This window comes from uncultured Microscilla sp., assembly GCF_947493425.1.
Classification (GTDB): Bacteria; Bacteroidota; Bacteroidia; order Cytophagales; family Microscillaceae; genus Microscilla.
Genome location: NZ_CANLRP010000009.1, coordinates 26,339 through 46,436, shown reverse-complemented (window position 1 = coordinate 46,436; position 20,098 = coordinate 26,339). Strand labels below are relative to the sequence as shown.

General features: G+C 37.6%; 19 protein-coding genes and 1 tRNA gene. 8 read left to right on the top strand and 12 right to left on the bottom strand.

Annotated features, from left to right (window positions below; all coding sequences use genetic code 11):
- Positions 1–219 precede the first annotated feature (219 nt).
- Complete coding sequence (locus Q0954_RS04595; RefSeq protein WP_299454253.1) at positions 220–1,017, top strand: class II aldolase/adducin family protein; 798 nt, start codon at positions 220–222, stop codon at positions 1,015–1,017.
- Positions 1,018–1,180: 163 nt separating this feature from the next.
- On the top strand, positions 1,181–1,366 hold the full coding sequence (locus Q0954_RS04590) for a hypothetical protein (protein ID WP_299454250.1): 186 nt from the start codon (positions 1,181–1,183) through the stop codon (positions 1,364–1,366).
- An 852-nt stretch (positions 1,367–2,218) separates the two neighbouring features.
- On the opposite strand, the gene Q0954_RS35045 is transcribed toward Q0954_RS04590, so the two are convergent.
- Entirely contained in the window at positions 2,219–2,422 is a 204-nt protein-coding gene (locus tag Q0954_RS35045; protein ID WP_366916709.1) for a DUF1563 domain-containing protein, read from the bottom strand.
- 969 nt (positions 2,423–3,391) lie between these two features.
- On the opposite strand from Q0954_RS35045, the gene Q0954_RS04580 reads away from it, so the two are divergent.
- The gene (locus Q0954_RS04580) at positions 3,392–4,789 is read left to right on the top strand and encodes an FtsK/SpoIIIE domain-containing protein (protein ID WP_299454244.1); all 1,398 of its coding nucleotides are present in this window, start codon (positions 3,392–3,394) and stop codon (positions 4,787–4,789) included.
- A gap of 74 nt (positions 4,790–4,863) precedes the next feature.
- On the opposite strand, the gene Q0954_RS04575 is transcribed toward Q0954_RS04580, so the two are convergent.
- The 10 genes from Q0954_RS04575 to Q0954_RS04530 form a co-directional block, all read right to left on the bottom strand.
- Positions 4,864–5,328 carry a biopolymer transporter ExbD gene (locus Q0954_RS04575; protein ID WP_299454241.1) on the bottom strand — a complete coding sequence of 155 codons (465 nt, stop codon included), beginning with the start codon at positions 5,326–5,328 and terminating at the stop codon, positions 4,864–4,866.
- Positions 5,329–5,438: 110 nt separating this feature from the next.
- Positions 5,439–5,990 (bottom strand): biopolymer transporter ExbD, encoded by a 552-nt coding sequence (locus tag Q0954_RS04570; protein ID WP_299454239.1) that lies wholly within the window; start codon positions 5,988–5,990, stop codon positions 5,439–5,441.
- A 229-nt stretch (positions 5,991–6,219) separates the two neighbouring features.
- Complete coding sequence (gene pheA, locus Q0954_RS04565; RefSeq protein ID WP_299454236.1) at positions 6,220–7,293, bottom strand: chorismate mutase; 1,074 nt, start codon at positions 7,291–7,293, stop codon at positions 6,220–6,222.
- Between the two features lie 212 nt (positions 7,294–7,505).
- A complete protein-coding gene (locus Q0954_RS04560) occupies positions 7,506–7,985 on the bottom strand; it encodes a biopolymer transporter ExbD (protein WP_299454233.1) in 480 nt (159 codons plus the stop codon).
- Between the two features lie 3 nt (positions 7,986–7,988).
- Positions 7,989–8,546, bottom strand: coding sequence for a biopolymer transporter ExbD (locus tag Q0954_RS04555; RefSeq protein WP_299454230.1), 558 nt, complete (start codon positions 8,544–8,546; stop codon positions 7,989–7,991).
- Positions 8,547–8,577: 31 nt separating this feature from the next.
- A complete protein-coding gene (locus tag Q0954_RS04550) occupies positions 8,578–8,979 on the bottom strand; it encodes a hypothetical protein (protein WP_299454227.1) in 402 nt (133 codons plus the stop codon).
- A gap of 28 nt (positions 8,980–9,007) precedes the next feature.
- Positions 9,008–9,841 (bottom strand): MotA/TolQ/ExbB proton channel family protein, encoded by an 834-nt coding sequence (locus Q0954_RS04545; protein ID WP_299454224.1) that lies wholly within the window; start codon positions 9,839–9,841, stop codon positions 9,008–9,010.
- Between the two features lie 77 nt (positions 9,842–9,918).
- A tRNA-Ser gene (locus Q0954_RS04540) sits at positions 9,919–10,006 on the bottom strand.
- Between the two features lie 99 nt (positions 10,007–10,105).
- Complete coding sequence (locus Q0954_RS04535) at positions 10,106–11,176, bottom strand: asparaginase (protein WP_299454221.1); 1,071 nt, start codon at positions 11,174–11,176, stop codon at positions 10,106–10,108.
- Between the two features lie 28 nt (positions 11,177–11,204).
- Positions 11,205–13,019 carry a DUF389 domain-containing protein gene (locus Q0954_RS04530; protein WP_299454218.1) on the bottom strand — a complete coding sequence of 605 codons (1,815 nt, stop codon included), beginning with the start codon at positions 13,017–13,019 and terminating at the stop codon, positions 11,205–11,207.
- A 244-nt stretch (positions 13,020–13,263) separates the two neighbouring features.
- Between Q0954_RS04530 and Q0954_RS04525 the strand changes: the two genes are divergently transcribed.
- Positions 13,264–14,121, top strand: a complete 858-nt coding sequence (locus Q0954_RS04525; protein WP_299454215.1) for a nucleoside phosphorylase — start codon at positions 13,264–13,266, stop codon at positions 14,119–14,121.
- 86 nt (positions 14,122–14,207) lie between these two features.
- On the opposite strand, the gene Q0954_RS04520 is transcribed toward Q0954_RS04525, so the two are convergent.
- A complete protein-coding gene (locus tag Q0954_RS04520) occupies positions 14,208–15,050 on the bottom strand; it encodes a tetratricopeptide repeat protein (RefSeq protein WP_299454212.1) in 843 nt (280 codons plus the stop codon).
- Between the two features lie 217 nt (positions 15,051–15,267).
- Here Q0954_RS04520 and Q0954_RS04515 point away from each other — a divergent pair, with 217 nt between their 5' ends.
- From Q0954_RS04515 to Q0954_RS04500, 4 genes are all read left to right on the top strand, one after another.
- Positions 15,268–16,401: an acyloxyacyl hydrolase gene (locus tag Q0954_RS04515; RefSeq protein WP_299454209.1), complete on the top strand. Its 1,134-nt coding sequence runs from the start codon at positions 15,268–15,270 to the stop codon at positions 16,399–16,401.
- Positions 16,402–16,450: 49 nt separating this feature from the next.
- Complete coding sequence (locus tag Q0954_RS04510) at positions 16,451–17,182, top strand: DUF2807 domain-containing protein (RefSeq protein ID WP_299454207.1); 732 nt, start codon at positions 16,451–16,453, stop codon at positions 17,180–17,182.
- A 324-nt stretch (positions 17,183–17,506) separates the two neighbouring features.
- Positions 17,507–18,634: an acyl-CoA desaturase gene (locus Q0954_RS04505; RefSeq protein ID WP_299454205.1), complete on the top strand. Its 1,128-nt coding sequence runs from the start codon at positions 17,507–17,509 to the stop codon at positions 18,632–18,634.
- A 225-nt stretch (positions 18,635–18,859) separates the two neighbouring features.
- A complete protein-coding gene (locus Q0954_RS04500) occupies positions 18,860–19,984 on the top strand; it encodes an acyl-CoA desaturase (protein ID WP_299454203.1) in 1,125 nt (374 codons plus the stop codon).
- Positions 19,985–20,098 lie beyond the last annotated feature (114 nt).

Below are 20,098 nucleotides of genomic sequence, written 5' to 3'. Positions count from 1 at the left end.
ATTTGTCAATAAATCAAATAAACTACTCTATACCAAAGAGGTGCTTGATGCACCTCTTTTTTTATGCTTTTTTTTTCTGATTGCTCCCACAGTGTTTTTTATTATTTGTCAAATTGTAACCCAATAATTAGTCGCTTGGGATTATTCTTATTATGCCCTTTTTCTTATTTTTAAGGTGAAAGATAAAACTCTTATGACTTACTAAAACAATTCAACAATATGACTCAAGAAGCACTTACGAAAACCCAAAACAAGGTAACAGATAATGTTCCCAAGCCACCACAACATGACAACCCCACCGAACAACGGGTTTACCTCAAAAAACAATTGGCGGCTGCTTTCAGGTTGTTTGCCAAATTTGGTTTCGACGAAGGAGTAGCAGGGCATATCACCGCACGCGACCCTGAGCATAAAGATCATTTTTGGGTAAATCCTTTTGGATTAGACTTTGGCTTGATCAAAACCTCTGACTTGGTGCTATGCAATGATAAAGGCGAAGTAGTAGAAGGCAAACATCCTATAGTCAATCGCGCTGCTTTTGCTATTCACTCGTGCATACACAAGGCACGCCCCGAAGTGGTAGCCGCTGCCCATGCCCACTCTATGTATGGCAAAGCCTGGTCTACTCTAGGGCGTAAACTTGACCCTATTACGCAAGATGCTTGTGCTTTTTACAAAGACCATGGGCTTTTTGATGACTATAGTGGCGTAGTAAATGAGTTAGAGGAAGGTACACGTATTGCCGCTGCCTTGGGACAACACAAGGCAGTTATTTTGCAAAACCACGGCTTGCTTACAGTGGGGGGAACCGTAGAGGCTGCCACCTGGTGGTTTATCACAATGGAGCGTAGTTGTCAGGCGCAACTTTTGGCTGAATCGGCGGGCAAACCTGTGATGATTTCGTATGAAGTAGCAAACAAAACTCAAGCAGAGCTTGGTTCGCCTCTAGCAGGCTGGTTTCAGTTCCAACCACTTTGGCAACGTATTATCAAAGAGCAGCCCGATTTACTGGATTAGCCTATTACCTCCTTCTCCAACCTGGGATGCCTTTAAAGTTACCCCGAAGGCACCCTATTTTACTTTATTATTAACCCTGTTCCATAATCCTTTTGACATAAGGTTCTAAAACTCCTATTCCTTTCTTAAATTTGAACACAATATTTTTCTTAATGATTTACAGATGCTACAAAAAGAAGAGAAAAAGCTAGTAAAGGAGTTGTGTGTGAAACACAACCTCGAAGAATCGATGATTTTTCAACTACTTGACCGAGCCCTTGAAATACGTTATAAAGAGCGTGTATACACAGGTTTCAAAGAAGAATTGAGGGAAATTATTATCCAATATGCCAATAAAGAAAATATGTAGTATATGATTCTCAAGAAGTTAACCATAAAGAATCTTTTTGCTTATCGTGACCAACACGAGTTAGACTTTGAGTTGGGTAAAAAGCAAAATATCATTTTAATATTAGCCAGAAATGGGAGGGGCAAAACATCATTTTTAAGAATTGTCCGTATTCTCATTCATGGTATTCGGAATAACAAGGATATTCTCGAAGAAGGGCTCAGTGAGCGAGAATATGTAGTAGGCAAGTCAACCCAGTGGAGAGGCATATTTAATGCGGATGCGCTGGACAAAGGTCAAAACTCTGCTACTGTGGATGGAGTGCTTGAGCTAGAAGGTAAAGAGCTGCGTATTCACCGTCGTTTTGTAAAAGACGGAGGTGGTTTCCAAGAACAAGCCATTATAAGCTATGATGGGCAAGAACGTAATGAAGATTTTTTGGAGAATATTTTACCCAAAAACTTCGCTCAATTCTTCTTTTTTGATGGTGAAAAAATAGAATCGCTCATTAATACCAAAAACATCAATGTTGAAGATTCACTCAAAACCCTGCTGAATATCAAGGCTTACGAGCGGTTGATTGATGGAAGCAATATAGCCCGTATCAAGCGTGATTTCAACGCGGATGTACAAGACGCCCCTACTGCCGAACAAATAAAGAAAATAGATGCTGAAATATTGAGCATCCAAGCCAATCTAGAGTATTTACAGGCAGAGATAAACACTCTTCAGAAACAAATCAAACAAAAAAACAATGAAATTGAGCGAGTTCGTGACAAAGTTTTTGGGCTAAAATCTACCGACGCACCCAACCTTCAAGTACTCAAAAAAGACTTAGAAAGGAAAAATAAAGAACTTACTCAAATACGTAAGTCACTGAATGACAAGGTAAAGAATAATAGCTTGTTTATCATGATGGCACATGACCTTGCCAAAGAATACCTTGACAAACTCAATGATGACAATGTAAACTATCAGCTTGACGAACAGCTCATTCGCTTTAAAAAGCTTTTGAATAAAATCAAGAACAGCATTTTTGAGGAAGATTTTGACGAAGAAGGCGTACCTCCTGAGCATAGGTTGGGCTTTCATACCCAAGAATTTTATCAAGAACGCATAGACAAGGTTTATAAAAAGTTTACCAAAGATGATAAACGCCAAATGGAGCAACAAGTCATCTACTTTTATGAAGATGATAAAAAACTGCTTCAGGATATTTTCCAACAAGAGGCGTTTACCCGCAAAGAGCTCCAAACTTTAAAAACACTGACCAAAGATGTAGAGGCTTTGAAAGACCAGGTGGAAACTTCGCAAGGGGATGACGACGAAAAACAACAGAAGTTAGATGGGTTTAAAAAAGAGTTGGCAACGGCTGAAGCAGAGCGGAGTCAATTGGAACAAACTATAGGAAGCACCCGCCGACAACACGCTGAAGGAGCTAAACGCAAAACTGATTTAGAAAACCAAATCATTGACCTCAAAAACCAGTTTGCCATTGCCAAACCTGTAAAGCAGGCGCTTGATTTAACCGAAAGAACCATCGATTTTTTTAATGAGTTTATAGATGAACTGCTCAAGTCTAAAGTAAATGCCTTACAAAAAGAGTTTAGCCAAACCCTCAGAAAGCTACTACCTGACGACCGCATCTATAAAGTAAAAATTGACAATCGCTTTAATATTAAGATTTATAACAAATCTAATAAGGAGCAAGCCATTGGATCGCTGTCTTCGGGACAAAAACAAATTGTAGCTACTTCGCTGATGCAAGCCATTAGTAAAGTAGCCAAGGTAGATGCGTTTGTATGTGTAGATACTCCGTTAGCACGGATTGACAAGCTCAATCGAGAGCGTATCATTAAACACTATTACCCACAGGCTGCCAATCAAGTGATTATACTTGCCACTGACTCGGAAATTGCACCAAAAAGTGATGAGTACCAATACTTGAAGCCACATTTGGCAAAAGAATACACTATTTTAAACAGTTATGAAAATCGCTCTTCTTATTTTAAAGAAGGCTATGTAGAAGAAAAATAATTTCAAAATATGGCTCTACTAATACAAGCAAATGCCAGAAAAACGCTCCGAAAAGTGAGCTTATATGTTAAAGAACAACTAGGAATGACCTCTTTGTATGACGTCGTAATCTGGAAATTGGCTTTTTTTGTTTCCATTAAATCAAAAAATACCCAATTTGAAGAAGACGAAAAGATTGACAAAAGCATTCGAGTAATCACCGATTATGCTAGTTTATTTAATAGCACCGAAAAGTACTTAATCATTAATCTGTTGTCTATTGTACATCAACGCAAGATTGATATCAATAGCGAGGAACCAATGCGCCTCGTAGAAAAGCACTGCCGTCAAGGTTTCAAAATTTTAGAAGAAAAATTTGCAGGTACTGAGGTAGATGTGGTCAACTTTTTTCTAAACGAAGTACCCAACATAGCAACTGATGCACCCGCTGAGGATTTGGACAACCTGGAAGAGTTGATGGTAAAAATGAAAGATAAACTTTCAGAAAAACTACATGAGGCGTTTATAGAAACCAAGATTGCAGTAAAATATTTAGGCTATAGAGACTTCCAGCGAATTTCGAAATACTATTTTGAGGTAAGGGATTTGAACCATAACCGCGAAATTGTAGACGAAATAACGAAAAGCAACCTGGAGCTACAAACTGGACTACATAATAAACTTTACCTTGCCAACTCGTCACGTGAACGTACATTTAGCGTTAATGTGATCAAAGATGAAATACCTCCTTTGTATGTAGAAGAGTACTTGTTTGAAACCAATGAGCGAGATTACTCTTTGATGATTGGACTAGACGATGAAGATCGAGTATTTACTACCCAACTAGAATCACTGCCTCACTTGCTGATAGGTGGAACTACTGGTAGTGGCAAAAGTGTATTTTTGAAAAGCCTGGTCTATCAACTTAGCAAAAAATACTTGAATTTAGTACTAGTTGATCCGAAAGGAGGAACTACTTTTGGTGACTATGAAGACAAAGAGCGTTGTATGTTGGTAAAAAATGCCAAAGATGCTGATGCTATCATTAGCGATTTGGTGGAAGAAATGGAGGAACGTTACCAAAAGAAAAAGCTTGATTTGGAGATGCCTATAGTGGTGGTAGTAGATGAATTGGCCGATTTGCTAGGGCAAAACAAAGGTTTAGAAGCTTTGCTTATTCGGTTGGCTCAAAAAGGACGTGAAGCACACATTCACCTAATTTTGGCTACCCAACGACCCGACGCTAAAATACTTGAGGGCTTGTTGCGTACTAACTTACCTTCCAGGGTGGCGTTTAAGGTACAAAATCAAAACGAAAGCCGTATTATTTTGGGCGATATGGGTGCCGAAACACTGCAAAACAAAGGTGAAATGCTTTTTAATAATCAAAAATTTACCAAAAGGCTTCAAGGTTTTTATCTTGAATAAAAACAGCGTTCGCCAAATAGGGTTAAAGTCCAACACTACAGAGGTAAATACTCCGTAATGTTGGACTTTTGTATTTACTCTCGCTCCTGCAATGACGAATAATTCAACTTACGAGCATTGGCTTCGCGCAACTTTAGCTTTATATCACTTACAATTCCCATTTTGGCTTTACGATCTACTTTCAAAGATACCGTCATTTTATTACGCTTATATTCGGGTATGTTTCCTTTTTCCTGCTCAATAAAATGCGATAGACGTTCGAGAGTGACAAATACATCATTTGCCTGAATAAGCTCTGTATTTCCATATTTTCGGAAATCTTTGGGTTTGCCCACATAAATGTGACTTACCAAAGAAGCCTCTTCAAGCTTGGTCAGTTGATTAGTTTGAGGCAATCTTTGTTCTACCAACAAATCAGTGTCACGCATCACTGTGGTTACCATAAAAAAGAACAACAACATAAATACAATATCGGGCAACGACGCCGTAGAAATGGCAGGGGTTTCTTTTCCGTCGTTAGGTCTAAATTTCGTTAGCATATTTTCTAAGTTTACAAGTAATACCTTCGTCATCAACACTTACATTTTCAATCAATGAAGCACTATGGCAATGGTATTACTCAGGTTTAACCATTTTTTTCAACAAAAAATCATTGCCCTGCCGCTGATTGTTCTGCTTCTGAAATCCGTAAAGGGTACTCATTTTTGGCTTCCTTGTACTTGTCAAGCATTTTTTTAGTTGCTTTCTCTTTGTCTAGTGCCAGGTAGTTTTGCAATGAAATACCCATTCGTTTTGCCCGCAAAGTATTATAAGCCGCTTGCACCTCATTCATCACTTTCATATAGGTATTATAATTTGTACCTCTGTCTGTTTTGATAGATACAACTGCCTTTTGCGGGCTATCCGAAGATTGAGGGTTGCTTCCTCTATTCTCCAAAAAATCAATGGTAGTTTTACGCAAGTCTTTGATATTCAAAGGCTCTTTTTCTACTAACAATTGATTGTTAGAGTTTACCAATACCGTTAGAATGTTTTTTTGTTTTACCTTTACATTCTCCTGGTGAGTATTCTTTGGTGGTAACAAAATAGGCAATCCTTTTTCATTAGGGATTTTAGTGGTTACCAAAAAGAAAATCAGCAATAAAAAAGCAATGTCAGCCATAGAGCCGGCATTTACCTCTACTGGGGTTCTTCTTGCCATAGTGTTAGTGTTAAATATTGTTTTATCTCTTACTACATCTTATATAAAACAAACTTACAACTATTTTTTTAGTTTAAAAACTAATTCAATAGTTTTATTTACAAAACACCCTATTTATTAAAACAACCTACTGATAATAAATGGTTTATGCATAACTTAAAATAAAAAAAGATTTCCCGGTTTACCCGAAAAATCTTTCTTATTCATTTTATAATGATTGAAAATCTATCTAAATCAACTTTACGTAGCTTCCCAGCCACTTAATTTTATCGCCGTGTTTATCCAATACTTTTGCTATATGCTCATCCTCGATATGCCCGTCTAAATCAAGGTAAAACCAGGCTTTGAAGTTAGTATCAGTTCTTTCGGGGCGATTTTCAATTTTAATCAGGTTAATACCGTGATCTCTGAAATCCTGTAAAAAAGTGGCCAAGCTACCTACTACGTCAGGCAACTTTAAAATAACCGTAGTTTTGTCTGCCCCACTTTTTTTGTTGGTAAAATTTTTACTGATAATCAAAAAACGCGTTTGATTATCAGAAGTATCTTCTATGTTGTGAAACAATATAGGCGCATTGTTTATCTTAGCAGCTACATCAGAGCATATCGCAGCACTATTATCCACTTCCATAGCCATTTGAGCAGCTTTCGAAGTAGAATCTACAGGTACAATTTCTACATCTGTATTACCAAAATACTCACGCAAAAACTTACGACACTGCTTAAAAGCTACATCTTTGGAGTAAATGTATTTAATATCGCTCAACTGATCGCAACGACTGGCAAAAGTATGATGAATAGGTAATACTATCTCAGCCACAATTTTTACATCCAAGTCATAAAACATGTCTACCGATTCGCCTACAAACCCCTGGCGATTGTTTTCGATAGGAATCACCCCAAACCTTACCCTTTCAGTATCTACACTTTCAAATACCGATTGAATATTACTCAAAGGAATGTACTCGCTGGTTACGCCAAAACGCCCCTCAGCGGCCTGGTGGGTAAAACTACCCGGAGGTCCTAAGTAGCCTACTCGTTCGGGTAACTCAAAATTGCGGCTTGCCGCAAATATTTCCAAAAAAACTGCTTCAATCATACCTCTGGTCAATAAACCATCATTTAAACCTTCGAGGCGGTCTATGATTGACTTTTCCCGCTCCGGTCGATAAATGATTGCGTTATTACTTTTCTTTAATTCTCCTACCTTTTGTACCACAGACATTCTCTGGTTGAGCAAGGCTAACAACTGATTATCTACCGAATCAATTTGTTCACGAAGTTGGTCTAGTGCTTTTTCCATAATTTATTAAAACCAGCTGCAACACCAAGTTGCAAATTTCTGCTATCATGAGGCCACTGTCAAGTACTTAAATTAATAAAAGGCGGCATAATTTAGCAGGCATAGCTAAACTAAATAAGTGCTTAAGAAAATACAAGTGTGGGATAGATATAAAACAAAAAAACCTTCCCTAAGGAAGGCTTTTTTGTTTTTAATATATTTCAAATAGGGGGTTACTCTACTCCCATACTTGCCGCATAGTTTACCTTTCGGGCATCAGCTTCACGCAAACTTAGTTTTACGTCGCTAATAATTCCCATTTTGGCTTTACGGTCTACTTTAAGAGATACCGTCATTTTGTTACGTTGGTATTCTTTAAGTTTTGATCGTTCCTGTTCCACAAATTTTACAATTGTTCTTTGAAATTGCTTTTTTGTGGTGGCAATCACAAATACATCGTTTACCTGAACCAATGGTTGCTTACCATACTTTCGGAAGTCTTTAGGCTTACCTACATAAATGTAGCTTACCAAAGAAGCATCTTCTAGTTTGGTTAATTGGGTAGCTTGAGGCAAGCTCTGCTCTACCAGTACATCGGTTTCTCTCATCACAGTTGTTACCATGAAGAAGAATAACAACATAAATACAATGTCAGGTAATGATGCCGTTGATATTGCCGGCTGTGCTTTTTCTTTTTTACCAAATTTTGACATTGTTTATCCTCCTACTGATGTTTGTTCTGCTTCTGAGATATTTAACGGATACTCTTTTTTAGCCGCTTTATACCTCTTTCGAAGTTTTTCAGTGGCTTTTTTCGCATCATAGGCTAAATATTCTGTAAGGCTGATCCCCATGTGTCTGGCACGTAAGGTATTGTAAGCCGCCTGTACAGAGTTCATTACCTGTATGTATCGTTTATAACTTGTCCCCCGGTCTGTTTTCAGGGATACTACTGCATCTTTTGGACTGTCAGACAAATGTTTGTCTTTTTTCCTGTTGTCTATAAACTCAATTGTTTTCTCCGTTAAATCTTTGATATTCAAAGGCTCACGTTCAACCAATAGTTGGTTTCTTGAGTTTACCAATACAGTGAGTACGTTTCTATCATGCAATTCAATTTTTTGCAATGAGTTTTCGTCTTTTTTAGGAGGCAATATAATAGGCAAGCCCTTCTCGTTAGGAATCTTCGTCGTTACAAGGAAGAAGATTAGCAACAAGAAAGCAATATCAGCCATTGAGCCTGCGTTTACCTCTGGTACTCCTCGTTTTGCCATATCGCTATCTTTTTAATTGGAATAAAAATTATTAACGAATAAGTCTTATTATCCAAGCTGCTATTATTGACAAGAAAGCGGCAATAAATAACAAAAAGGTTAAGAATAGCATACCTCCGATAAACTGAGATAAACTTGCTCCAACTACAGGAAATGGTTTTGCATAAGTTTCATTGGTGGCCATTCCATAATATGCAATAGCAAACAAGACTCCTAATACTAGTATAGACCCTCCTGACTTAATCAATGACTGAGGGTTAGTGATTGAATTGAAAACAAATCCAAAAATCACCCCTGCCACACCTAAAATAGCTAATCCGTATACCATGTAAAACAGTAAGTCCAGATTTCTATTAATCAAACCAACCAGCATCACCACAACTACAATTGCGATGATACCATATGATAATATTTTTGTTACTGAAGAATTCATGTAATAAAGTCTTTTAAAGTTTGATTGATTATTGTTCGCTTCTTACTTTGTGCTGAACCAATACGTCAATCAGAGCAATAGAAGCTTCTTCCATTTGGTTCACAATTGAATCCACTTTACTAACGATGTAGTTATAGAAGATTTGGAGAATAATCGCCACAATCAAACCAGATACAGTAGTAATCAATGCTACTTTGATACCACCAGCCACAATTTGAGGAGATACATCACCCGCTGCCTGAATTTGGTCAAAGGCATCAATCATACCAATTACAGTTCCCATAAACCCTAACATAGGAGCCAACGCGATAAATAGAGAGATCCAGCTGATCCCTTTTTCTAATTTACCCATTTCAACAGATCCATAAGAGATGACAGATTTTTCTACCATGTCGATGCCTTCACTGATACGCATCAAACCTTGGGTAAAGATAGAAGCTACAGGACCACGGGTATTGCGGGTTACTTCTTTAGCTTTTTCTACGCCACCACTGTTCAAAGCGTCTTCCACTTTTTTAACCAGTTTTTTGGTGTTAGTAGTAGCCAAGCTTAAGCTAATTATTTTTTCAAGAGCTACAGCCAAACCAAGAATTAAACAGATAAGAACAGTACTCATAAAGTCCCATCCACCTTCAATAAATTTAGTTTTAACCACTTGGTGAAAAGGTTGTTTTTCTTTTTCTACTTTTTTCTCCTCAGCAGGTATTTTTTCTTGCTCTTGTTGAGCTTTTACTTTTTCTAAAGAATCAGCAGTAGCTTTGGCTGCTTTAAGAGAATCTTCTTTACTTTGAGATATAGCCGAAGAAGATAGCCCGAACATTAAAGCTCCCACAACCATCAATAAAGCGAATAACTTTTTCATAGTCTAATTTTTACAAGTTCTAATTTTAAAGTTTTGTATTTGGGTTTTATATAAGATGTAGTTTGAAGATAAAACTGCAGAGAGGAAGGGATTCGAACCCTCGATGCCCTTTTGGGGCATACACGCTTTCCAGGCGAGCACCTTCGACCGCTCGGTCACCTCTCTTTTTGTAAAGTACGGAATTCCTGAAAATCAACGAATAATGTACTGTACGACGCAAAGTTAAATATTAGTTTTAATTATACAAGCTTTGTTTTCATCTTTTTATATGGGTGTAAGTTCCCCGCATAGAGGCTCTACAAGGCGTTTTTTGAATGCTGAGGCAGGTGTTTTTTTACCTAGTAAGTACATCATTTTTGTGATGCCAGCCTCTAGTGTGAGATCACTGCCGCCCAAAACCCCTACGTCTAAAAGTAAAGAACTTGTGGCATACCTTCCTTGCCTTACCTGCCCACCTATACACTGCGATATGTTCAAAATATGGATACCTTTCTGAATGGCTTCTTTTAAAAGTTCGATAAACCAAGGTACAGTGGGGGCATTGCCCGAACCATAGGTTTCAAGGACTACTCCTTTTAAACCTTCGGTACTTAACAGGTTTTTTACCACCTTTGCCGAAATCCCCGGAAACATCTTCAATATTGCCACATTAGACTCCATAACAGGCTGTAGCTGTAATTGACGGGCTGATTCGTAAGGTAATATTGCCGAAAAGTTGTACTCGATATGGGTGCCTATAGTGGCCAATGCAGGATAATTTTCGGATTGAAAAGCATCAAAGTGGGCACTTTCAAGCTTTTTGGCACGGTTGCCCCTCAACAACAGGTCATGAAAACAAATACAAACCTCTGGCACAAGTGGCTTCCCATCTTTTTTGGCAGCCGCTATTTCTATTGAGGTCAATAAATTAGTGCGGGCATCGTTGCGTACTGTACCTATGGGCAATTGAGCTCCGGTGAGAATGACTGGCTTGTTGAGTCCTTCTAGCAAAAAACTAAGCGCAGAAGCACTATACGCCATAGTGTCTGTACCATGTAGTATTACAAAGCCATCATATTGGGCATAGTTTTCTTGTATTACTTGTGATATACGCAACCAATACTCAGGAGTAATATCTGAAGAGTCTATCAAAGGCTCAAGCGAATACAACGTAAGCTGCATGTCGAAATGATGCAGCTCAGGAATTTTCTCCAAAATTTGTTCAAAATCAAAAGGCACAAACCCCCCTCCTATTTTTGGATCTTTTACCATTCCTATGGTTCCTCCAGTATAAATAATTAAAATTGCCTGTTCAGGAGGGTTGGGGGTAGCAGTATCTATTTGTATTACTTTCATTTTAGTTCAGTCAACACCAGTTTTTTAATTACTTATTTGGTGGTTCATTCTCTTGGGTTTCGTCTTTGTCTTGGGGTGTCTGCATAACAAAATGCTGAATCTTCAACTCACTTTTTGCACTGTCAAGTTTCAGGTTAGTCATAAAGTAACGTTCAATCCTTTCCTGTTCCATTGGAACATTAATTGGCAGACTTCTGCTAGAGTCTTGTTGCCAAAACAAGGTAACCGTGGTAATACTCCGTTGTTCTTTACTTATACTCAAAGCGTTAGATTTCTTTTGCTCCTTGTTTTTATCTTTTTGATTCGTCTTTTGGTTTGTCGCTACTTTTTCTTTCTTTATCTGTTCTATTTTAGGAAAAAATGACGTCCAGGAAAGTTTAAAATGTGGGTGTTTGTTTTTTTGGACTCCCTTACGTAAGTTCAGCAACTCTACCGAGTCTAATCGGGTAATATCGGGAAACACTCCGTCCCAATCTAGTTTAAAGTGTTTAAGGTCTCTTATTTCCACTGAACTACGAGTGCTACGATTAGACATATTTTTGGAGTTATCAATGACCAAAAAATTAGGCAAGGGTTTCACTGTAACACTATCTATTAAAGGATAAAATATTTTTAACTCATTAGATATATGCACCATAAAGTCAACATTGGTTCGCTGTTGTTGAATTTTTAGTTGTGCTCTTTGCAAAGAGTCGAACTTAGTTTCGAGCGTAGTAAAGTTATTCTTCAGGTCAAAGAAGTTGGCGACAATCTTCGAGTTAAGTTCATCTATTTCATCTTTGGTAATGTTAATTCTGGAAATATTCATTGTATAATCTCCCAAACCATTTCGGTTCAATTCATCGTTCAGATTTCTTTTTTCTACCTGCGTAATTTCTTTTTGAGCCGATATATACAGTTTAATCTCTTTTTTATCGCTTTTATCAATTACCTCCGAACGAATAATATCAAAGCCTGCTTTTCGCTTCAACTGCTCATTTACTACTTCTTCTATTCGGTTTTTGGTGCGTTGTTCCTGAATAAAGGTTAATAAAAAGTAGATACTTGGAGCTATTACAGCTACTAAGAAATAAGGGATTAATCGGGCAAAAAACCTTTTTTGATGGTCTTTTAGCTCTTGTGCCTGTTCCATTTTTACCTGCGCCAACTCTGACTGCTCATCAACACTTAACCCTTTTTTGGTTTCAGCTTTTTCGCTCAATACCTTGACCCTGGCTTTGCGCTCAGCTTTAATTATTTCATTAAACTTAAGGTATCGTACTATTAAATATGTAGAAAGGCTAATGAATACGGCGTTGATAAAAAACAAGTAAAAAGCTCCCAAAAATACGGTCCACTCCATTTTTGCCAACCCAAAGCCTGCCGAACACAGCGGAGGCATCAAAGCAGTAGCAATGGCCACCCCCGGAATGGCGTTGGTTTTTTCTTTGCGTGAACCCGAAACTACTCCTGCTACTCCACCAAAAAAAGCCACCAATACATCAAGCAAAGTAGGTTTAGTTCTACCCGAAATCTCTGGGGTAATCTCGCCCAAAGGCGTAAATGCAAAATACAACCAACTTGCCAGCAAACTGGCAATCGTAGCAATTAACAGGTTTCTACCTGAACGCTCCAGCATTTGGCGGTTGTTGATGCCAAAGCCTAGCCCCACCCCCAATATTGGCGACATCAGAGGCGATATAAGCATCGCACCAATAATCACTGCAGTAGAATTCGTATCTAAGCCTATAGACGCCAGCAAGGCCGAGCAAACCAATATCCAGATATTGTATCCTTTGATCTCAATATTGGCATCGATTTCTCTTACTGTTGCTAAAGGAGCAGAGTCATGCAGAATATCCAAATTAGCGTATATGCTTTTCCACAATGACCTGAGCTTATCCACGAAATGTAATTTAAACATGGGGAGTTAGATCAGTTAGTAAATGGTGTTTGTATGTTTAAAAGTAATGAAAGTTTTAGGAAACAGAATTACTTGACACACAAATATAAAATTTAATATCAAATGTAGGCGTTTTTCGCATTTTTTGTAGTAATTGGCAGATTGATTTAAAATTATTTTCAAAGGTTTTAACTATCATACTAATATGCAGCCTATACCATCTTCTGAACTCATTTTAAGTCCCAATGGTAGTATTTATCATTTACATTTGTTGCCTGAACAAATTGCTGACACAATTTTGACCGTAGGTGATCCTAATCGGGTAGAAATGGTGTCCCGCTATTTTGACAAAATAGAATTGCGTATCCAAAAGCGTGAATTTGTCACTCATACGGGCTTACTAAACGGTAAAAGGGTAACTGTTATATCTTCAGGGATGGGTACAGATAATATTGAGATTTTAATGACAGAGTTGGATGCTTTAGTCAATATAGATTTAAAAACCCGAACCCCTAAACCCAGCACTCGCTCTTTGTCTATTATCAGATTGGGAACCTCAGGGGCTTTACAGCAAGATATTCCCCTAGACAGTCTACTGGTCTCTGAATACGGCATAGGGCTCGATACATTGATGTGTTTTTATAACTTGCCTCAAACAGAAAATGAAGCAGCCATTGGACAAAAATTACAACAAAACCTTGAGCTTCCTTTTACTCCTTATGCAGTAGCTTGTGATACCAACCTCAAAAACCAATTTGCTTTTGACATGCTGCCAGGCAATACATTGACTTGTCCAGGGTTTTATGCCCCACAAGGGCGCAAGTTACGGCTTTCGCCTAAAAACAGTGAATACATAGAGAAACTTGTAAACTTTAACCATAACAACTTCAAACTTACCAACTTTGAAATGGAAACTTCTGGATACTATGCAATGGCCAAGCTTCTAGGACACAAAATACTTTCAATCAATGCTATTATTGCCAGTCGTATCAACCATCAGTTTTCGGCTAATCCTCAAAAAGTAATAGAACGAATGATTGAGACGGTTTTAGAAAGAGTCTAACATTTATTTTTGAGGAACTCACTCATATTAGGGCTTGTTTAAAACTCATCGGAAACTACTCTATACACAAAAGTTTAAACAAGCTCTTACTTACAGTATTTGTCAAGGTATTTTTGTGCCTCTACTCCTCCTACTTTTATCGATTGTTTCCAGTCAGCACAGGCTTCGTTTTTCTTCCCCAGTTGTTGATACACTATCCCTCGGTTCAAGTAAGCCTCTGCACTATAAATATTGTGTTTAATTGCTTGTTCATAATCTTGTAGTGCCATGGTATAATCTTCTCTGGCTTGATAGGCAAAAGCACGGGCAAGGTATACATCTACATATTTTTTATTGATGCTCAACGCCTTGGTCCAATCTCTCAATGCTTTAGTTGTTTTATCTAGGTTGTAATAGGCCAATCCACGGTTGTAATACGCCATAGCAAAGGAAGTATCGATACTAATTGCCTTACTATAATCTTTGAGGGCACCCTTCAGGTTATTTTTATTTTCCCTCAAAACACCTCTTGCCACATAAGCCTGGGTATATCGAGGATTAAACTTAAGGGCTTTATTAAAATCTTTCAAGGCTTTTTTATTCAATAATTTTTGGTGATAAGTAGCCCCTCTTCTGTAATATAGTTTTGCCAAAAATAAGTAATCTTTACGCGCTTGGCGCTCAACCAGGGCAATGGCTTTGCCATAATCGTTCAAAGCATGGTCCATCTCAGACAATTCATACTTCAACAAACCTCTCCTGGCATACGCCTTTGCATAAGTGTTATCTGTCTGCAAAGCACTATCCAGATACTTTTGGGTTTCTCCCAGCTTTTTATTCTGATAAGCTTTCTTTGCTTTTTGCAAAAAAACGATTGCTTTTGCTTCTTGCGCCTTGAGTTTACTTGCTGTTATTAGAAGGCATAATCCAAGAAATATATATCTTTGCATTGTATCGATTTTTAATAACCTAAGTAATGGACAAAAAATAACCTTTCGATTTAGGAAATGACCTTTACTCCTGATGCTTCGTTATTTTTATTGCCCGTAGCGTTACTACGAGCGCAAAAAATGCCTCGCCTCAGTAGCAAATCTCTATCTCCAAATGGATACTTTATTTTCAACCATTACTAAGTTAAAACTCTTTTATTTGATACCCCAAGTTATAATGAAAAACTTACTTTTATCAATACTTTTATTAGGGTTGTTTTCAATTACATACCTACAGGCTCAGCCACTCACAAAAACCAACAAATCTTCCCGTTTTGTACCCAAGGAGTTTAGTGTTTCTGCTCACTATGGCTCTATTATTAACAACGGAGAGCTCGTAAGTCACTTGTCAAGCTCACACCCAGCAGGGTTCGAAGTCACCGCTTCCTGGCTTACTACCGGAAAACACGGCTGGGAAGCGGCCTATGGTTTCCCTCAGATAGGACTTTCTCTTTTTTACTTTGATTTCAGAAACCCCATTTTAGGTGAGGCTTGGGCATTGGTGCCATTCATGAAATGGCGTCTAAGTGAAAATCGTCGCTCCAGGCTGGAGTTTAAACTTGGTCCGGGAATCGTCTATACCAATAACCCTTGGACTATACACTCTAACCCCAAAAATCTGATGTTCAGCAGCACATTCAATAACGTAATGTACATGGGGCTAGAGTATAATTATCGGATCAATTCACGTATAAAGTTACATACAGGGCTTGACTTGAGCCATTACTCCAACGCTGCCTACAGCCTACCCAATGCCAGTATTAATATTCCTTCTTTAAGTTTAGGAGTCACCTATACCCCACACACCGAACACGTGGTTCTTAAAGACTCTTTAGCCAATTATGAAAAAAAATGGAGTTTTCATGCTCTAGTTTCAGGCAGTATTATAGAGTTAGACGCCAATCAAGCTCGTAAAAACCATGTAGTAGGCGTTACAGCATTGGCAAGCAAACGGGTAAGCCGTAAAAGCGCCTTGAATTTTGGTGTAGAGTATTCACATAACACTGCATTGGAAAAATATGCACAACGATTATACACCAATGCCCAACAACCTGTACCAGATTTTCGTAGAGTAGCCATTGTAGCCGGTCATGAGCTATTGGCTGGTCGTTTGGCACTTGTTACACAACTGGGTTACTATGTGTATCGCCCTTTTAACAAAGAACCTGATAATACCCCGGTGGATATGCCTATTTATCAACGCTATGGGATGAAATATTACTTTCATAAACACTTTTTTGGGCAGTATACTTTTAAAACTTATTTGGGGGTAGCCGAAGCCATAGAATGGTCTTTAGGTTATTATTTCTAAAGATAAATACTCAACCCTTGGCCACATTTCTCAACATATTTGAATGACAATGAAAAAGATTTTTTTATATACATTGAGCTTATTTGTTTTGTTAATGAACCCTGCTTGTAATCCTGCAGAGTGTTTGAAGCGTACAGGCGAAATTGTTAAAGAAGAACGGGCAGTAAGCGACTTTACTTCTATTTTGATTAGTGACAATATAGAAGTGATATTACGTAACGATACGATTAGAACAATTACTATAGAAGCAGGTAAAAACCTTATGTCGTCTGTCAAAACAGAAGTAGAAGGCAGCATTCTGAAAGTAACCAATGAAAATACCTGCAATTGGGCAAGAAGTTATAACACTCCTGTAAAAGTGAGTATAGGTGCTAAATTTGTCCAAAACATCGAACATTTTGGTTTTAGTAAGTTACATACTACAGAAACACTTGAAGTAAACGACTTGAGTATTCTTTGTAAAAACTCAGGTGATATTGACCTAAAAATTCAGGCAAACAGCATCAACCTGTTTACCTCCAGTACGTCTTATATCCACCTTGAAGGGAGCTCCAATACTGCATTTTTACATACCAATGGAATGGGAGAAATATTTGCAGAAAAACTTCGCGTGGAGAAACTAGATGTACTGCATGAAAATCTTAACAACATGCATGTATTTCCTATTAAATCACTAAATGTAACTTTTAACTCGCAAAACAAGGGAAATGTATTTTACTACAATGAACCTGAAAACATTCAGGTAGAGGGCACTGGTATAGGCAAGGTGGTCAAAAAATAATATCTTCACTATCAGCGTTTTACCCTAAATAAAATCTTTTATTTTTGATATTTTCAAACAAAACATTGCATCACACGGCTTTATACTATATTATTGACATATATTATAGACTTATCGTAAACCTTAATAGATACATTTTTGTATAAGTTTATCATTTTTTGATTAAAACAGGTGTAAGTTTATATTTGAAAACGTAATTTAAAATCATTCTTAATTAAACAACTCAGTTTTCCCTAAACTTCTCTCCTGTTACAGAACCTTTCCACAACTCGGACTTGAATGTACAAAATAACAATAAAATTTTAATTTCACTTAGTATTCATTATGAGTCATAAAAATGCTACTCAAACTGCCAATTTACGCTTCTCTCCAACAAGCAAGGCAGACTTCTTTTCTACACTTCGTAAGAATGTAGACAATTATTTCAAAGAAAATCAAATTTCAAAGTATGCTAACAATCACTTTGCATTCAAAACTATTGCAATGCTAAGTCTATATGTAATACCATTTGTATTGATTCTTACCAACTTTTTTTCGGCCTGGGCAATGCTGTTTTTCGCATTCTTGATTGGAGTAGGCAAAGCTGGTATAGGTATGTGTATCATGCACGATGCTAACCACGGAGCAACTTCTCCATCGAAAACAGTCAATAAACTACTGGGAAGTACTATGTACCTGCTAGGTGCCAGTGCATTTAACTGGCGTATTCAACACAATGTGTTGCACCATACCTACACCAATGTATTTGAAGTAGACGAAGATATAGAAACAAAATTCATCATCCGTTTATCGCCTTATGCTGAACTAAAGAAAATACATAAATACCAACACATTTATGCATTTGCTCTCTACAGTCTGATGACCTTCTCAATGCTTTTTAAAGACTTTGTCAAGGTGTTTCGCTATACCAGTAAAAACTCTCAGTTTAAAAAGAAAAATACCAACCAGGCAAAAGAAGTTCTTATTCTTTTTTCTACCAAAATCCTTTATCTGTTGGTAGCTATTGGTTTGCCTCTACTATTGGTTGACATTACCTGGTGGCAATTGCTTATTGGCTTCTGTGTAGCTCACTTCACTACTGGGTTTATTTTGAGTGTAATTTTTCAGATGGCACACGTAGTAGAAGATACGGAGCATCATCATGTACCAGAAAACGGACAAAACCTGGAAAACACCTGGGCTGTACACCAGCTACACACTACTGCCGACTTTGCCCGAAATAATAAGCTATTATCGTGGTACATAGGAGGGCTTAACTTCCAAATAGAGCACCACTTATTCCCTCATATATGCCATGTGCATTACAAAGCTCTTTCTGACATTGTGAAAAACACTGCACTAGAATTTAACCTGCCTTACAATGAAATGCCTACGTTTCGCAGTGCTATAGTTTCTCACCTAAAAACCTTGAAGGCTTTGGGAAGCAATGAGTTACAGCCTACCCATGCCTAAAACTGTGTTGCCTGCAAAAAACATCAGCACTTTGTCTGAGAGATAAAGTGCTGATGTTTTACTTAAAGTTTAAGTGACAATTATACCCATACTATCATAGGGTACAATATATAGCTTTTAATTCTTCTTTATAATACCGTTTATATAAAGTATCATACTTTGGTTTTAGGAATGTTGAGGGCTAGTCAATCAATCACACACAATCTTAAAATACTATTATTCATTATGAGTCGCAAAAACGACCCCCAAGCCGCCAAGTTGCGATTTTACCCAACAAGCAAGGCTGACTTTTTTTCTACACTGCGAAAAAATGTAGATAATTATTTTAAAGAAAACGAAATTTCTAAATATGGCAATCATCATTTTGCCATTAAAACAGCAGCAATGCTTGGTTTGTACATTATACCATTTGTACTGATTTTGACTGGATATTTTTCAATCTGGGTAATGTTATTTTTCACATTTCTTATTGGTATTGGCAAAGCTGGTATCGGAATGTGTGTGATGCATGATGCGAACCACGGTTCAGCTTACCCTTCCAAAACCATCAACAAAATTTTGGGCAATACCATGTACCTGCTAGGAGCCAGCACCTTTGCCTGGAAAATACAGCACAATGTACTGCACCATACTTATACCAATATCTACGATATGGACGAAGATATTGACAGTAAATTTATCATTCGTTTGTCGCCTTACGCTGAGCTAAAAAAGTTTCATAAATACCAACACATTTATGCTTTGCCTCTCTATTGCTTTCTTACCCTGGCTGTTTTAGTCAAGGACTTTACTCAGGTAATAAGCTATACCAGCAAAAACTTTCAGTTCAAGGCAAAAACTACCCAATTCAAAGAGGTAACCATTCTTATACTTACTAAGCTTGCCTATTTAGGCTGTGTACTCTTGTTGCCTTATCTATTGCTTGACATTACTGTATGGCAACTTGCCATTGGATTTTGTGTAGCGCATTTTACTACGGGTATTATTCTGAGTGTAGTTTTTCAACTGGCTCACGTAGTAGAAAATACTGAACACCACCAAGTATTGGATAATGAAGATAACCTGGAAAATACCTGGGCAGCCCACCAACTACACACCACTGCTGATTTTGCCCGTAACAACAGGTTATTGTCATGGTATGTAGGAGGGCTTAACTTTCAAATAGAGCACCACTTGTTCCCTAACATTTGCCATGTGCACTATAAAGCTATTTCTGACATTGTAAAAAACACTGCACAACAGTTTAACCTACCTTACAATGAAATGCCTACATTTCGTAGCGCAATAAAATCTCATCTAAAAACATTGAAACAATTGGGGCAAGTAGAGCTACAATCAACTCCTGCTTAAAACCTCTTTTTTGTTTTTATTTGAATAATTTTCGTTTTTTACACCCTTAAATATTAAAACCTTATGATTTGATAAAGATCATAAGGTTTTTGCTTATTGATAGCGTTCATTTTT

What these genes read in the sequence shown, in the direction of transcription:
- Q0954_RS04595 (WP_299454253.1), top strand. Translation starts at nt 220, where the DNA reads ATGACTCAAGAAGCACTTACGAAAACCCAAAACAAGGTAACAGATAAT.
- Q0954_RS04590 (WP_299454250.1), top strand. Translation starts at nt 1,181, where the DNA reads ATGCTACAAAAAGAAGAGAAAAAGCTAGTAAAGGAGTTGTGTGTGAAA.
- Q0954_RS35045 (WP_366916709.1), bottom strand. Translation starts at nt 2,422, where the DNA reads ATGCTCAGGAGGTACGCCTTCTTCGTCAAAATCTTCCTCAAAAATGCT.
- Q0954_RS04580 (WP_299454244.1), top strand. Translation starts at nt 3,392, where the DNA reads ATGGCTCTACTAATACAAGCAAATGCCAGAAAAACGCTCCGAAAAGTG.
- Q0954_RS04575 (WP_299454241.1), bottom strand. Translation starts at nt 5,328, where the DNA reads ATGCTAACGAAATTTAGACCTAACGACGGAAAAGAAACCCCTGCCATT.
- Q0954_RS04570 (WP_299454239.1), bottom strand. Translation starts at nt 5,990, where the DNA reads ATGGCAAGAAGAACCCCAGTAGAGGTAAATGCCGGCTCTATGGCTGAC.
- pheA (WP_299454236.1), bottom strand. Translation starts at nt 7,293, where the DNA reads ATGGAAAAAGCACTAGACCAACTTCGTGAACAAATTGATTCGGTAGAT.
- Q0954_RS04560 (WP_299454233.1), bottom strand. Translation starts at nt 7,985, where the DNA reads ATGTCAAAATTTGGTAAAAAAGAAAAAGCACAGCCGGCAATATCAACG.
- Q0954_RS04555 (WP_299454230.1), bottom strand. Translation starts at nt 8,546, where the DNA reads ATGGCAAAACGAGGAGTACCAGAGGTAAACGCAGGCTCAATGGCTGAT.
- Q0954_RS04550 (WP_299454227.1), bottom strand. Translation starts at nt 8,979, where the DNA reads ATGAATTCTTCAGTAACAAAAATATTATCATATGGTATCATCGCAATT.
- Q0954_RS04545 (WP_299454224.1), bottom strand. Translation starts at nt 9,841, where the DNA reads ATGAAAAAGTTATTCGCTTTATTGATGGTTGTGGGAGCTTTAATGTTC.
- Q0954_RS04535 (WP_299454221.1), bottom strand. Translation starts at nt 11,176, where the DNA reads ATGAAAGTAATACAAATAGATACTGCTACCCCCAACCCTCCTGAACAG.
- Q0954_RS04525 (WP_299454215.1), top strand. Translation starts at nt 13,264, where the DNA reads ATGCAGCCTATACCATCTTCTGAACTCATTTTAAGTCCCAATGGTAGT.
- Q0954_RS04520 (WP_299454212.1), bottom strand. Translation starts at nt 15,050, where the DNA reads ATGCAAAGATATATATTTCTTGGATTATGCCTTCTAATAACAGCAAGT.
- Q0954_RS04515 (WP_299454209.1), top strand. Translation starts at nt 15,268, where the DNA reads ATGAAAAACTTACTTTTATCAATACTTTTATTAGGGTTGTTTTCAATT.
- Q0954_RS04510 (WP_299454207.1), top strand. Translation starts at nt 16,451, where the DNA reads ATGAAAAAGATTTTTTTATATACATTGAGCTTATTTGTTTTGTTAATG.
- Q0954_RS04505 (WP_299454205.1), top strand. Translation starts at nt 17,507, where the DNA reads ATGAGTCATAAAAATGCTACTCAAACTGCCAATTTACGCTTCTCTCCA.
- Q0954_RS04500 (WP_299454203.1), top strand. Translation starts at nt 18,860, where the DNA reads ATGAGTCGCAAAAACGACCCCCAAGCCGCCAAGTTGCGATTTTACCCA.